Source organism: Thermostichus sp. MS-CIW-26 (assembly GCF_054059115.1).
Genome location: NZ_JBSSBV010000012.1, coordinates 54882 through 68688, shown reverse-complemented (window position 1 = coordinate 68688; position 13807 = coordinate 54882). Strand labels below are relative to the sequence as shown.

Annotated in this window: 11 protein-coding genes and 1 tRNA gene; 9 read left to right on the top strand and 3 right to left on the bottom strand. The window is 59.3% G+C overall.

All coding sequences use genetic code 11. From position 1 onward, the window contains the following. Positions 1 to 75: 75 nt before the first annotated feature. From ACVWZU_RS06230 to ACVWZU_RS06210, 5 genes are all read left to right on the top strand, one after another. Positions 76 to 456 (top strand): zinc ribbon domain-containing protein, encoded by a 381-nt coding sequence (locus ACVWZU_RS06230; RefSeq protein ID WP_457443922.1) that lies wholly within the window; start codon positions 76 to 78, stop codon positions 454 to 456. Between the two features lie 70 nt (positions 457 to 526). Beyond that, the gene (locus tag ACVWZU_RS06225) at positions 527 to 1654 is read left to right on the top strand and encodes an FAD-binding oxidoreductase (RefSeq protein WP_457443914.1); all 1128 of its coding nucleotides are present in this window, start codon (positions 527 to 529) and stop codon (positions 1652 to 1654) included. Between the two features lie 143 nt (positions 1655 to 1797). Next, positions 1798 to 2610 (top strand): TPM domain-containing protein, encoded by an 813-nt coding sequence (locus tag ACVWZU_RS06220; RefSeq protein ID WP_457384620.1) that lies wholly within the window; start codon positions 1798 to 1800, stop codon positions 2608 to 2610. Positions 2611 to 2693: 83 nt separating this feature from the next. Beyond that, positions 2694 to 2766, top strand: a tRNA-Thr gene (locus ACVWZU_RS06215). Positions 2767 to 2955: 189 nt separating this feature from the next. Then, positions 2956 to 4554 (top strand): DUF6930 domain-containing protein, encoded by a 1599-nt coding sequence (locus tag ACVWZU_RS06210; protein ID WP_457443912.1) that lies wholly within the window; start codon positions 2956 to 2958, stop codon positions 4552 to 4554. A gap of 271 nt (positions 4555 to 4825) precedes the next feature. On the opposite strand, the gene fni is transcribed toward ACVWZU_RS06210, so the two are convergent. Next, the gene (gene fni / locus ACVWZU_RS06205) at positions 4826 to 5884 is read right to left on the bottom strand and encodes a type 2 isopentenyl-diphosphate Delta-isomerase (protein WP_457443921.1); all 1059 of its coding nucleotides are present in this window, start codon (positions 5882 to 5884) and stop codon (positions 4826 to 4828) included. A 302-nt stretch (positions 5885 to 6186) separates the two neighbouring features. On the opposite strand from fni, the gene ACVWZU_RS06200 reads away from it, so the two are divergent. Beyond that, a complete protein-coding gene (locus ACVWZU_RS06200; RefSeq protein ID WP_457443911.1) occupies positions 6187 to 6981 on the top strand; it encodes a response regulator transcription factor in 795 nt (264 codons plus the stop codon). Positions 6982 to 7000: 19 nt separating this feature from the next. Here the strand turns inward: ACVWZU_RS06200 and ACVWZU_RS06195 are convergent, their stop codons facing one another. Continuing rightward, entirely contained in the window at positions 7001 to 8047 is a 1047-nt protein-coding gene (locus tag ACVWZU_RS06195) for a tetratricopeptide repeat protein (protein WP_457443909.1), read from the bottom strand. Between the two features lie 413 nt (positions 8048 to 8460). Next, on the bottom strand, positions 8461 to 11061 hold the full coding sequence (gene glgP, locus ACVWZU_RS06190) for an alpha-glucan family phosphorylase (protein WP_414406484.1): 2601 nt from the start codon (positions 11059 to 11061) through the stop codon (positions 8461 to 8463). 150 nt (positions 11062 to 11211) lie between these two features. Between glgP and mnmE the strand changes: the two genes are divergently transcribed. The 3 genes from mnmE to ACVWZU_RS06175 all read left to right on the top strand — a co-directional run bounded on the left by mnmE (position 11212) and on the right by ACVWZU_RS06175 (position 13749). Next, positions 11212 to 12591 carry a tRNA uridine-5-carboxymethylaminomethyl(34) synthesis GTPase MnmE gene (gene mnmE / locus ACVWZU_RS06185; RefSeq protein ID WP_457443907.1) on the top strand — a complete coding sequence of 460 codons (1380 nt, stop codon included), beginning with the start codon at positions 11212 to 11214 and terminating at the stop codon, positions 12589 to 12591. A gap of 99 nt (positions 12592 to 12690) precedes the next feature. Next, positions 12691 to 13191 (top strand): DNA starvation/stationary phase protection protein Dps, encoded by a 501-nt coding sequence (gene dps, locus ACVWZU_RS06180; RefSeq protein ID WP_414330477.1) that lies wholly within the window; start codon positions 12691 to 12693, stop codon positions 13189 to 13191. Positions 13192 to 13230: 39 nt separating this feature from the next. Next, complete coding sequence (locus ACVWZU_RS06175; protein WP_414522997.1) at positions 13231 to 13749, top strand: tetratricopeptide repeat protein; 519 nt, start codon at positions 13231 to 13233, stop codon at positions 13747 to 13749. The last annotated feature ends 58 nt before the right edge of the window (positions 13750 to 13807 follow it).

The following is a 13807-nucleotide window of genomic DNA, read 5'->3' as shown; positions in this document are numbered from 1 at the left end:
ACGGCTCATAAGCTTTGTGACCAAGCGCAAACCATCTTTGCAGAAGACCTCAATGTCACAGGCTTGACACGGGGAATGCTGCGAAAAGGTTGTGTTGATGCCGCCTTTGGACAATTTCTGTCTCTGTTGGAATGGGTGTGCTGGAAACGTGGAGTGTACTTCGCTAAAGTCAACTCCAACGGGACTAGCCAAACCTGTCCCAAATGTTTTGCTACTGTCAGCAAAACGTTGACAGCAAGGGAGCATCATTGTCCTGAGTGTGGGTATCGAACTCATCGTGACCATGCAGCAGCAGAAATGGTTTTGCATCGTGGACTAGAGAATGTAGTAGCCCAGGGACTCTGGGGAACGGAAACAGCCTGCCAAGTCGTTCTGTCGGGGGTCTATGACCTAGATAAGTGGCGTGGGGCAGGAATGCCTAACCGTGAGGTTAGGAAGCCCGCGCTGTACCCGTAGGGTCAGCGTCGGGAGGATGTCACTCTCTGCTTCGCTTTCCCCAATGTCTTCTCCCCATTCACTGGCGACCTTGCTATCTGATCCAGGGGATCCCTTGCCGATCCAGACTCCATCAACGGTCTCGGAATTGGCCGGAATCTTAAAGGAGTGCCAAGGGCGGAAAGTGCTGCCGCTGGGGCAGGGGAGCAAGTGGGGCTGGGCCCACTCTGTGGAGCCGGTGGATTTGGTTCTCAGCACGCGCGGCTTACGCCGGCTCATCGACCATGCGGCTGCTGATCTCACCGTCACGGTGGAAGCTGGCATGACTTTGGCGGAACTGCAACACATCTTGGCCGAGCGGGGGCAATGGTGGCCGGTGGATCCCCTCTATCCGGAGCGGGCTACCCTGGGGGGCATTATCGCCACTGCCGATACGGGTTCTCTGCGCTGGCGTTACGGCGGGATCCGCGACTTGCTACTGGGCATAGCCTGGGTGCGGGCGGATGGGGAGGTGGCCAAAGCGGGCGGGCGGGTTGTCAAGAATGTTGCTGGCTATGACCTGATGAAGCTGTTCACCGGATCCTTGGGCAGCCTAGGAATTTTGACCCAGGTGAGCCTACGGCTTTACCCGTTGCCGGCAGCTCAGTCTGCTTTGCTGGCCATAGGATCTTTGCCGGAGCTGGAGGTCCTGTGTCAGCAGGTGCTGACCGGCCCGGTTAACCCTGTGGGGGTGGATCTCTGGCTAAGGGCAGAGGGATCCCAGGTTTGGCTCAGCTTTCATGGATCGGAGCGAGCAATCGCCCAACAGATGGCCCAAACGCGGCGGCTGGCCCCTGCAGGGCTGACTTTGCAGGAAGTGAATCCCGGCTCTCTGTCCCTGCCTCAACCCGGCTCAGGGGCGGTGCTGGCCAAGTTCGGGTGCCTGCCCAGTCAGAGCTTGGCAACATTGGAGCAGTTTCAAACCCTATTCCCTGGGGCTCAGGTGCAACTGCACCGAGGCTGTGGGCTAGGGCGGGCTTGGCTGGTTCAGCCAGAAGTGGGATCCCTAATGCAACTGCAACGCTACCTCAAGTCCGCAGGCGGATTTCTCCTGCTTCTGGAGGCGCCGCCAGCTCTGAAGAGGGCTCTTGCCCATGACTTTGGCCCGGCTGCCAGCCTAATGCGCAAGCTGAAGCAGCACTTCGACCCTGCCGGCACCTTTAGCCCCAGCTTGATATAAACATCGCCCTCGCCACCGCTGCTTCCTCGGGATCCCTCTGGCCAAACGTCTTGTTCCGGTGCATGATAGATCTATAAGAAATTGAAACATTTCTTAACATCATTTCTCAGTATCTCAGCGTCAAAGCTAAGAGAGGGATCAGCATGAGCATCGAGTGGCAACGGATACTCCGCGTTGGGGTGGGCTTTTGCCTTGGGCTGTTGATTGCGGTGGGCGGGGGATCCCTGACCTGGGCGCAACCTGCCCTGCCGGTGGTGCCGATGGAGCTGCCTCAGCCGCCCGTGCCGGTCTTGGACTTGGCGGATCAGTTGACCAGCAATCAGGAAGCTCAACTGGCCCAGCATCTGAACAAGTTAGAGCAAGACACCGGCTGGAAGCTGCGGGTGCTGACTCAGTTCGACCAAACACCGGGTCGTCAGGTGAAGGAATACTGGGGCTTGAATGAGCGCAGCGTTCTGATGGTGGCGGATCCCAGGGGGGGCAACTTACTGGCGTTTAATGTGGGGGATGCTGTGCGCGAGATCTTGCCACGTACCTTTTGGATTGAGCTGCAATCTCGCTTTGGCAACCAATTCTATGTGCGGGAGCACGGCACCCACCGCGCCATCTTAGAGACCGTTGATGTCTTGGATCGCTGCTTTCATCAGGGGGGCTGCCGTGTGGTGCCCGGCCTGCCTCAAGAGCAGTGGATCCTAACGCTGGTGACCTCGATTTTGGGGGGGATTGTCCTTGGGTTTGCCGGCAAGCCCCGCCATGCGGAGGAGCTGTTTAACTGGCGTTGGGCCTTGCTCATTTCTCCCCTGTGGTTCATTTTGTTCGGGGCTTTCGGTATCGGCCCGGTGGTCACACGCACGCAGGATTGGATCCCGGTCTTGCGCAACGTCTTGGGGTTTCTGGCAGGGGCTTTGGTGATCTACCTGGCTCCCATTGCTCGCCCAGCAGTGGATCGGCAGTAGCTGACTCGTGAAGTCGGCTGGGCGTCCTTCCCTGCGAGCCCCAGTTCGCAGGGGACAAATGCTAGAATCGGTGAGCAGAAATTGCTGATGTAGCTCAGTTGGTAGAGCACTCGACTTGTAATCGAGCGGTCGTCAGTTCGAATCTGACCATCAGCTTCTGGTGCCATGGAACTTGGCTCTGCTGTCTCCTCTCGCTGAAGCCGAACTCAGCTTCTACACTGGTGGTTAGATTGGCATTAGCGGGATCCCTAGGTCTTGTTGACAGGAGGCCAAGGCCGATCCCTGCTCAGTTTGGCATACCTACTCAGCCGATTGGGTTGTTCTCCTGATTCTTCTTGGATGTCTATGTCCGGTCTCCCAGCCGCTACGGTTCGTCGATTGCAAAAGCTGCCCCAGGTGCCCTCCGTGTGGGAAGGGGATCGCCACAAGCTCTCAGGATCGCCACCCATGGGATCCCAAACGGAAGGGGAGTGCATTCTTTGGGTAGATGGCGTTCAGGGCGTGGTACGGGCCATGGAAGTGGTGCCCGCCGATTCTGGCTTTGAGCCGATGGTGCGAACCTTGATCATGGCTATGGAGCGGCCCCATGCTGCCTCACCTGCTCGTCCCCAGAAGATCATCGTGCGGGATCGAGAGGTGCAATTTTTCTTGCGCGGCATCCTGCACGAGCTGGACATCAAGGTGGAATGCCAGCCGGAATTGCCTCTAATCGATGAGATCCTGCAGAGCTTTGAAGAGGCCAACGAACGGATCCCTCCCCCTCTGCCGGAACACTATGTTGAGTTGCTGGCCGGCAAAGCCCTTACCCTCTGGCGAGATGCCCCCTGGGATTACCTAGAGGATCACCAAATCTTGGCCATCGACCTAGATCACTGGGACATCCAAACCCTTTACGTCTCGGTGATGGGGCGGTTGGGCATGGAGTATGGGGTGCTTTTTTATCGCTCGCTGCCCTCTCTTAAACAGTTTCGCCAGGATGCGGGCCAGCCGGATACTCCCGAAGAGATGGAGGAAGCCTTCCTCAGACAAGATTGTCTCTATCTCACATTCCAAGCTCGCAATCCTGAACTTAACGAACTGCCGGATCTGGACTTGGCAGATTTGGATCCCGAGGAAATTGAGCCGAACTTCGGCACCATTCACCCCCTGGAAGGCTTGCGCGTGACTTTGCAGGAGGATGAGGCGGCGGCCTTATCGGTGGCCTTGGAAGCCTTGCATCGCTTCTTCAAGCAGTACCACCGCAAGCTGGAAGATGACTTTCGACCCTATCAAGGCCGGTACCGCATTCCCAACCCCCAAGAGAAGGGAGCAACCCTTTCGGTGCAGGTGCGCACTCTGCCGGACGTGGCTGAAGAGCTGCTGCAGCTGGAAGGGGAGGAGGAAGAACCTGCCCAAACCCTGCTGCGGGATGATTTGGTGCCGGAAGGGGCGCAGATAGGTCTGGGGGTCTTGCCGTGGACAACGGTGGAAATGCTGCGGCGCACGGGGCAATGGCATCCCCTCCCCCAAAGCAAGCTGGTGAAAAATGGAGAAGGGCTGCCGGTGGTGATTGTGCGCACCTCTCGATCAAAAGCAAAGCAGCTCATCGAGAATTTGCGTGGGGAAGGTGGGCCGCAAGGCGTTTGTTTCAACACAGGGGTGGATCCCTTCGATGGCGATCGCTACGACCTGGAAATTGTGCAAACGGGCAATCGTGACCTGCACCTGTTTGGGGAGTTTCCCGAAGATGATCCCGTCCACTCCATGGCTCGCAAGCGCTGGGAGCGGCGTTGCCGCGATACGGGTGGCTATTGCGGCTTGGTGGTGGCAATGGGAGTGAATTCTGCCCGTCCAGAGCTGCAAGTGCGCCACATTCTGGCCCTGTTTGAGATGCAGGCTTTGAACCCAACGGGACTGGGACTGGGGCCGATGGTGCGGATTAGCCGACAATTGCACTTGCCTTGACCGTCCAGATGGAGGCAGGTTAGGTGCTGCTGGTAACCTGAGCAACTTTCTCCCAGCCGGGATCCCTTCTTTCTATCTCTGGCAGGTTTACCGGGCGGTGATTCGGTTTTTCCAGGGATCCACGCTATCTTGGCTCTGGTTCTCTCCTGGGTGCTGACCGGCAAAATAGCTCGACAAAGCATCTCGACAAAGCATCTCGACAAAGCATACAGTGGCCCTATCATCTGGGGGCTCTGGTATTGACCCTCAGTTTGTGGCAAGTGCTTGGAGTTTAGGGCAAGGGATCCCAAGTATCCTGCCGCCGCAGGGTAGCTTGTCGCAGCCAAGCCAAGTTGGCCGATCCAGTGCAAAAGGCAACAATGCGCAGCTCCTCGATCACGGCGCGAAAGGTGTCCACCACTGCCTGCATCTGTCCTTGGGAGACGGCGTGTAAAGCGGGGGCGGCCATACCCACCACATCGGCTCCCAGACGGATAGCTTTGGCCGCGTCGATGCCATTGCGGATGCCGCCGCTGGCCACCAGGGGTAAGTCCGGCAGCAGGCGACGAATTTCCAGCAGGGACAAAGCCGTTGGGATCCCCCAGTCCCTGAAGCTGTGGGCGATGCGTTTTTTGAGAGCATCTGTTTGGCGATGGGCCTCCACCTCGCTCCAACTGGTGCCGCCCGCCCCCGCCACATCCAGGGCTGCCACGCCGCATTCGGCCAGCTGCTGGGCTACTTTGGCACTGAGGCCATTGCCCACTTCCTTCACCACCACCGGCACCGGTAACTGCGCCACCAACCGTTCGATGCGGCCATACAATCCACGCCAGTCGGGATCCCCTTGGGGCTGAACCGCCTCCTGGAGAGGATTGAGGTGCAGAATCAGCGCATCCGCCTCGATCATCTCCACCGCCCGTCGCGCCTGCTCCAACCCATAGCCGTAGTTGAGCTGAACGGCACCCAGGTTGGCCAGCAGCAGAATATTCGGGGCCACTTGGCGCACCTGGTAAGTCCGGGCTAGCTCTGGATGTTCCAAGGCTGCCCGCTGGGATCCCACCCCCATGGCAATGCCCAACTGTTGGGCAGCGGCGGCCAGTTGTCGGTTTAGCTCATGGGCAGCCTCTGTTCCCCCCGTCATGCTGCTGATGAGCAGGGGTGCCTGTAGGCGTTTTCCCAAGAATTCGCAGCTTAGGTCGATCTCCGGCAACAGCAGCTCCGGCAGCGCCACGTGCTCAAAGAAAAACCGCTCAAACCCGGTGCGGATCCCTTTGGCAGCCACATCCTGCTGCAGAACAATGTCCAGGTGATCCTGTTTGCGCTCGGAAATGGGGGGGAGAGAATCGGCCATCATGTCAGCAGTGCGGAGCACCTTGGTCTTGGTAGAGATTGTCAGTCTATAACGCCGCGCGCTGCCAATCGCGTTAGCGGGACGGAGTCCTTAGGCGAACAGCATTGCCCGTTCGCGCTAGCGGGACGGAGTCCAAGGTGACTCGCTATCTACTGGGACAGCAGTGCGGTTCCCGGTAGGGTGCCGGAGGCATAGCACTGTCGCGGTAGCGGTGCGGAGCACTGTCGCGTCAGCGGTGCGGAGCACTGTCGCGTCAGCGGTGCGGAGCACTATGATGTGGGCGGGATCCCAACCGAACAGCCATGCAACCCTTGCACATCTTGCTGGCAGAAGGCAACCCTCATCTGCGCAGCTTGCTGTGTTGGCATTTGCAACAGGCCGGACACCAAGTTTGGGAAGCAGAGACCCTTCGCCAAGCAAAGACTCTGCTGCAACACCAGCCCATTCACCTGCTGATTTTGGATGCGGAGCTGTCCAACCGCGGCGGGCTGCAATTGTGCCGGTGGGCCCATCGCCAGTACGATCTGCTGATTTTGCTACTCTCCCACCGGGGATCCGAGGCGGACATTATCGCCGGCCTAGAAGCAGGAGCGGACGATTACCTCACCAAGCCCTTTAGTATGCAACTGCTGGATGCCCACCTTCTAGCCTTGGCTCGGCGGCGACAGCGTCATATCCCCCCTACCTTTCTGCAGTACGGGGATCTCAAAATTGACCTGGTGCAACGGCGCGTCGCCTTGGCTGGGGAAGGGATCGACCTCACGCCCCAGGAGTTTAGCCTGCTGATGGTGCTGGTGCAGGCGGACGGGGATCCCGTCTCTCGTCTAGAGCTGCTGGAGCGAGCGTGGCCGGATTCCACCGATAACCCTCGCACCGTCGATACCCATATCCTCTCGTTGCGCAAAAAGCTGGAACGGGATCCGCGCCAGCCCAGCTTGATCCACACAGTGCGCAATGTCGGCTACTGCTTCGGTCTCAACCCCCCGCTGCCTCAGGAACAGAAAACTCTGTCAGCCGCTGCAGGCGATTCAGGATCTGGGCCTCAGCGGCAGCGTCGTGGAGTTGCAGCGTCAGGCAAAGCACCTACTAAGGAATAGCTAGTTAACGTCAATTCCGCTAGGCAGAATCGGGATTGCTAAGTTGCAGCAGAGACCGGCGTACCCGCTGCTCCAAGGCCAGGTTGTGATGTTGGCGGCTGACCTGCAGAGCTGCCTGCAAATCCGAAAAAGCTGTTGCTTTATCTCCCATATTCCAGTAGGCCAGCCCTCGTCCGTACAACCCATACTCGTCGGAGAGGTCGATGCGGTTCATGTCCGCTTCCAGGCGAAAGGCCCGCTCGTAGTCGTCCAAAGCAGCTTTGATCTCCCCCAGCGCATAGAGAAGGTTGCCCCTGCTGTAGAGGACGTTGGGCTGTTGGGGTTCTATTTCTAGGCTGCGGCTGAGGTCGGCAATGGCCTCGTCAAAGTGATCACCACAGGCGTAGGTCACCCCCCGCTGGTAGTAGTGGGCTGGGCTGGGATCCCAGTCAATAGCCTGCGACCAATCGGCCAAAGCCGCCTCCCATTCGCCCAGGTAGCTGTGCAAACGGGCCCGCTGGGAATGGGCAAGCGCTGAGGTGGGATCCAGTCGGATGGCTTCATCCAGGTGGGCTAGGGCCAAAGGCAGGGATCCCTGTTGCATGAGCAGGTTGGCCAAGCTGAGGTGGTGGGGGACATTGGGGTGTAGGCGCACCAGCTCAGCAAACTCCGCCGTTGCTCCCTGGAGATCCCCCTGAGATTGACGAATCAGCCCGCGATAAAAATAGGGTTCTGGTCGCCGCGGGGCCAACCGGATCGCCTGGCCGAAATCCTCCAGGGCCTGGGGAACTTGGCCGAGGGCAAAGTAGGCTTCTCCCCGCAAAATGTAGGCGTTGGCCAGGCAGGGATCCCGTTGCAGAGCCAAGCTGAGCTGTTCAATAGCCCCCAGCAAATCCCGGTTCAGCCACCGTTCTCGACCACGGTTGTAGGCCAAGATGGCCGGACGGGTAAAGGCAGAGATGGCGGCTGCACCCACCAGGCCCATCACTGCCAAAAGACGATCCTGCCGCCAGCTGGCCATGCTCCCCAGCAACAGGGCAACCGCAATCAAAAGGCGCAAACCGGCAGAGTCGTGGGCTCTGAACATACTGCTCTGCACCGCTGTTACGAGCGTATCCTGTTTTTTTAATCTGCTCGCGAGCTTCTCTCTGATTCTGCCCGATTTGGCAGCGAAAAACGCCGAACAGCTCGAGCCCAAAAAGCTCCCGTAGCTCACTTGGATCATAGAGTAGAAAGGGGATCCCCGTGCTCCTCCCAACCCTTTAGCTTGTGGGGGTGTGGGGGTAGCTAAGCCCCGCACTGTACCCGTAGCGTCAGTGTCGGGATACAGATACCCCCACATGGTGTATGATGAGAGTAGTTGCACAAAACGGCTTTGCCGGAATCTGGTGCAGCTACGCAGTGGGACATCCCGTGTCTGCTCGCAGAGGGTTCTTGCGTAGGCTCCCCGATGAAGCGAGAGGCCCACACTGTACCCGTAGGGTCAGTGATGGGAGTATGTCACGCCCAGAGCATCAACCGCAGCTCATAGGGATCGTGCATATCGGGGTGAAAGGGCAGCAAGCGGATGGCTAACCCTTGCAAGCCGCTGGCCTCATAGCAAATCTGGCCGGAAAAGATGGCCCGATCCTCCAGCGTCTCCACATAGCGCAGGGAGATTGCCTGTCCTTTCTGAATCTGGCCATCATCCTTGACCGGCCCCTGATAAGCTTGCACAATCACATCCTGAGGTTGCAGGGATCCCAGCCGCACTTCCACCGTCACGGTGAGGGGATCCCTGGCCATCACCACTTGGTCATCCTGTGCCAAGGCAAGGCCGGCAGCGGCAGCTTTCTTCGGGGTTTCGATCTGGACGTTGAGAACCTGGATGTTGTACCAATGCTCCTGCAGGTGGTTTTGCCAACGAACGAACTGGCGGGCCGACTCGAAGTGGTCACGGCGCATGCGGTCGAAGTAGTTGCTGAGAGGAATGTAGGCTCGCTGGACGTACTCCAACACCATGCGCTGCGTGCTGAACTGGGGGCAATTGAGGCGAATCGCCTGCTTCATGCGCTGGATCCACTGATGGGGTAGGCCATCGCTGCCGCGCTGGTAGAAGAGAGGGGCAACCTCCTGTTCCAGCAGGTCGTAGAGGGCATTCGACTCCACCTCATCTTGATAGGCGCGATCCTCATACTCCTCACCGCGGCCAATGGGCCAGCCGGTCTGGTAATAGTCAGCCTCGTCCCACCAGCCGTCCAAAATACTGAGGTTCTGTCCACCGTTGGCTGCCGCCTTCATGCCACTGGTGCCGCTGGCCTCCCGGGGGCGCAAGGGGTTGTTCAGCCACACATCCACCCCGGCCACCATCAAGCTGGTGACATACATGTCGTAGTCCTCAATGAAAACCAAGCGCTGGCGAAACTCCGGCTGCCGCGACACCTGCACGATCTGGCGGATCAGCTCTTTGCCGGGTATGTCGCGGGGGTGGGCCTTGCCGGCAAAGATAAACTGCATCGGGTACTGAGGATGGTTGAGCAAAGCCTTGAGCCGTTCCAGGTTGTGGAACAAAAGGGTGGCCCGCTTGTAGGTGGCAAAGCGGCGGGCAAACCCAATGGTAAGCACCTCCGGGTTGAGGGCCTCAGAGGCCCGTTGGATCTCAGCCGCTGAGGCAGCCCGTTTCTGGAGCTGTTCCATCAAGCGCTCGCGGGTAAAGTTAATCAGGCGGGAGCGGCTGCGCTCGTGGGCCCGCCACAATTCCCCATCCGGAATCCGATCCACCTTTTGCCAGAGGGGATCCGAAGGAGGAGCCTCTGCCCAATCCGGCCCCAGGTAGCGGTCGTAGAGGGCTTGGTTCTCCTCCCCCACCCAGGTGCGGACATGTACCCCGTTGGTGATGGAAGTAATCGGCACTTCTTCCAGCGGGATCCCAGGCCACAGCCGGCTGAACATCTTGCGGGAAACCGCCCCATGCAGCTTGCTCACACCGTTCACAAAAGAGGCCATGTTGATGGCCAGCACTGCCATGCTGAAGGGAGATTGGAAGTCGCCGGTATTTTCCCGTCCCAAAGCCAAAAAGCGCTCCCGGCTCAGGCCCATCTGGCTGTAGTAGAAGCCGAGGTAGTAATCGATCTTGTCGGGCGGGAACAAGTCAATCCCGGCGGGCACCGGCGTGTGGGTGGTAAACATCTGGCTGGACTTGGCCACCTGCCAGGCCTCTTCAAAGCTCAGCCCCTGCTCCACCATCAACAGGCGAATCCGCTCTACTGCCAAAAAGGCCGAGTGCCCTTCGTTCATGTGGTAGACGGTGGGATGGATGCCAAGGGCGCGCAAAGCCCGCACGCCGCCGATCCCCAGCATGATCTCCTGGTGGATGCGCAGATCTTGGTCGCCACCGTACAGCTCATCGGTGATGTCTTGGTCGTACTGGCTGTTGGGCTCGATGTTGGTGTCCAGAAGATAGAGGGGCACCCTCCCCACCGTCACCTTCCAAATGCGGGCGAACACCTTGCGGTTGGGATAATCCACCTCGATGCGAATTTCGCGGCCCTCCGCATCTCTCTGCAGCTCCAGGGGCATGTTAAAGAAATCGTTAACTGGGTAGCGTTCCTGCTGCCAGCCGTCGGGGTTGAGGTACTGGCGGAAATACCCCTTTTGGTAGAGCAAGCCCACACCCACCAGGGGCAAGCCCAGGTCGCTGGCCGCCTTGAGGTGATCCCCGGCCAAAACCCCCAAGCCGCCTGAGTAGAGGGGTAGACAATCCGCCAAACCAAACTCTGCCGAAAAATAGGCGTAGCACTCCCCTTCCACCGCTTGGGCCGAACGATACTTGCGATACCAAGTGTCCTCCTGCAGGTAGCTCTGCAGTTGTTGGCTGGCCCGTTCCAACTGGGCCAAAAAGCCGGGATCCTCCGCCAATTCATCCAGCCGTTCCTGCCGAATCCGACCCAGAAGAGCCACCGGGTTGTGGGCACAGGCATCCCACAGATCGGGATCCATGCGCCGGAATAGGCTGCGGGTTTCTACGTTCCAACTAAAATGCAGGTTGTAAGCCAACAAGCGCAGACTTTCCAGCGGAGTAGGCAGGTAGGGAGTGACCTTAAACGTGCGTAGCGGCTTCATAAAGACTGGGAGGAGCGTTGTTTCCACTGTCAGGCTACCTTGCCCTCAGGCTGAGGGCGTGGCTTTTTAACTTGAATGTCGATTTGTAATCCAGTGGATGCCGAGCTGTAATCCAACGGCTGCTCGAACTCCCTCAGGGCTCTATTTGGGATGGATCCGACTGCGCCCCTGGCCGATACGATCGCTGCCATTGCCACTGCGGTGGTGCCTGAACAGGGCAGCGTGGGGATTGTGCGCCTTTCCGGGTCACGAGCCCTTCCCATTGTCCAAGCCATCTTTACCCCTGCCCGCCGCAACGCAGTCTGGGAGAGCCATCGGCTCCTCTACGGCTGGATCCGCGACGAGAAAGGCCAAATCCTAGACGAAGCGCTGGCCGTTTGGATGCAGGCCCCCCGTTCTTACACCCGCGAAGATGTGGCAGAGCTGCATTGCCACGGTGGCATCATGGTGGTTCAGGCCACGTTGCAACAATGCCTGCGGCAGGGGGCGCGGTTGGCTCAGCCGGGGGAGTTTAGCCTGCGCGCTTTTCTGAATGGCCGCATTGACCTCACCCAGGCCGAGAGTGTGGCCGATCTGGTGGCGGCCCGCTCCCCTCAGGCGGCCCGGATGGCCCTAGCAGGCTTGCAGGGTAAGTTAGGGGGATCCATTCGCGCCCTGCGCCAGGAGCTGCTGGGTTTATTGGCAGAAATTGAGGCTCGCCTCGACTTTGAAGAGGATCTGCCCCCCTTGGATGTTGCCGCTTGGCAGGCCCGGCTCCAAGCTATTCAAGCCCAGATGCAAGCCCTGCTGGCCACGGCAGAACGGGGACAACTGCTGCGCACCGGGGTGAAGGTGGCCATTGTCGGGAGGCCCAATGTGGGCAAGTCCAGCCTGCTCAATGCTTGGTCAGGACAGGATCGGGCCATCGTCACCGATCTGCCCGGCACCACCCGCGACGTGGTGGAATCCCACCTGGTGGTGAAAGGGATCCCCGTTCAACTGCTGGACACTGCCGGCATCCGCGCCACCGAAGATCCGGTGGAACGGCTGGGGGTGGAGCGCTCCCAACGCCTAGCCCAGGCTGCCGATGTGCTGGTGCTGGTCATCGACGCCCAAGCGGGCTGGACGGCTGCCGACGCTGCCATCTATGAGTCTGTCCGCCATCGCCCCCTCATCCTGGTGATCAACAAAACCGACCTCGCCCCGCCAGAGCGGATCCCCCTCCCCCCCGAAATTGCCCACCGCGTCCCCGCCGTTGCCGCCCAAGGGAAAGGGATCCCGGAGCTGGAAGAAGCCCTGGAGCAGTTGGTCACCCAGGGACGTCCCCAGCCCAATCTGGAGATAAGCCTGAACCAGCGGCAGGCTGCTGCCCTCCGACAAGCCCAAGCCAGCCTGGAACAGGTGGGGCAGGCCATCCAAGCTCAGCTCCCCCTGGACTTTTGGAGCATCGACCTGCGGGGCGCCCTACATGCCCTTGGCCAGATCACCGGCGAGGAGATCTCGGAATCGGTGCTGGATCAGATTTTCAGCCGCTTCTGCATCGGTAAGTAGCCCCCTAACTCATACTCATTTTGAGTTTGTGTTACTATGGGCTCAGTTGGGAAGCCGAAGCGGATCCCCGATAATGGAAACACAGTTAGGAGGTTGGCCATGGTTACCGCCGAGAAAACCCGTCTCTACCCCACCCGGATCGACTTGCCGGCAGAGGCTCGCGCGCAACTGGTGGAGCTGCTCAACCAGTCCTTGGCAGACACGTTGGATCTGAAGACGCAGGTGAAACAGGCCCACTGGAACGTTAAAGGCATGCACTTCATCGCCTTGCACGAGATGTTCGACACTTTTGCCAGCACCCTGGAAAACTACGTGGACATGCTGGCGGAACGGGTTACGGCTTTGGGGGGCATTGCCCGCGGCACCGCTCGCATCGTTGCCCAAACCTCCACCTTGCCGGAGTACGATCTGGCCGCTGAAGAGGGTCGGGATCACCTGCAGGCTTTGGCAGCCCGTTACGCTCAATATGCAGCTTCCGTCCGCCGCAACATTGACCGCACCACCGAACTGGGGGATGCCGACACAGCAGACCTGTTCACCGAGATCTCGCGCCAGATTGACAAAGATCTTTGGTTTATCGAGGCTCACCTGCAGGCGTGACGCCAGCGAGGCCAGTCACAGGCAAGTGGATCAAGCAAAATGGGCGTTAACGTTCCCCTCCTGTATTTGGTGGCTCTGGCCGGTATCCTCGGCGTGGCGGGCTTCTTTGTCCTGCGGGAGGTGCTGCGGGTACGGGCCCAGGAAAAGGTCATCCGTGAGCTGCAGCCCCGCCTGAGCAAAGGCAAGGGATCCCCGCAGGAGCACTACGAGTTGGGCAGCGTCTATTTGCAAAAAGGCCTCTACGACCAGGCGGTTGCCCAGCTTAAAAAAGCCCTAGAAGTGGCCGGGGAGAACATTCCCCCCGTCTGCAACGCCCTCGGTTTTGCCTACTTCAGCCAGGGGCAGTACGACTTGGCCATCCGTTACTACAAGGATGCCGTGGCTGCGGATCCCGGTTATGTAACTGCTTGGAACAATCTGGCCCATGCCTATGAGAAGAAAAATCTCTATGGCCCAAGCCTGGAAGCTTACGAAACTGCCCTGAAGTTGGATCCCCGAAATGCCATTGCTAAGCGGCGCTCGGAGTCTCTGCGCAAACGGTTGCAGCCCAGCCCCTGAGGATCCCATCTGCAATTCCATCCGCAGAAATACTCTTGACCGCAGCACAGTTGTCCAT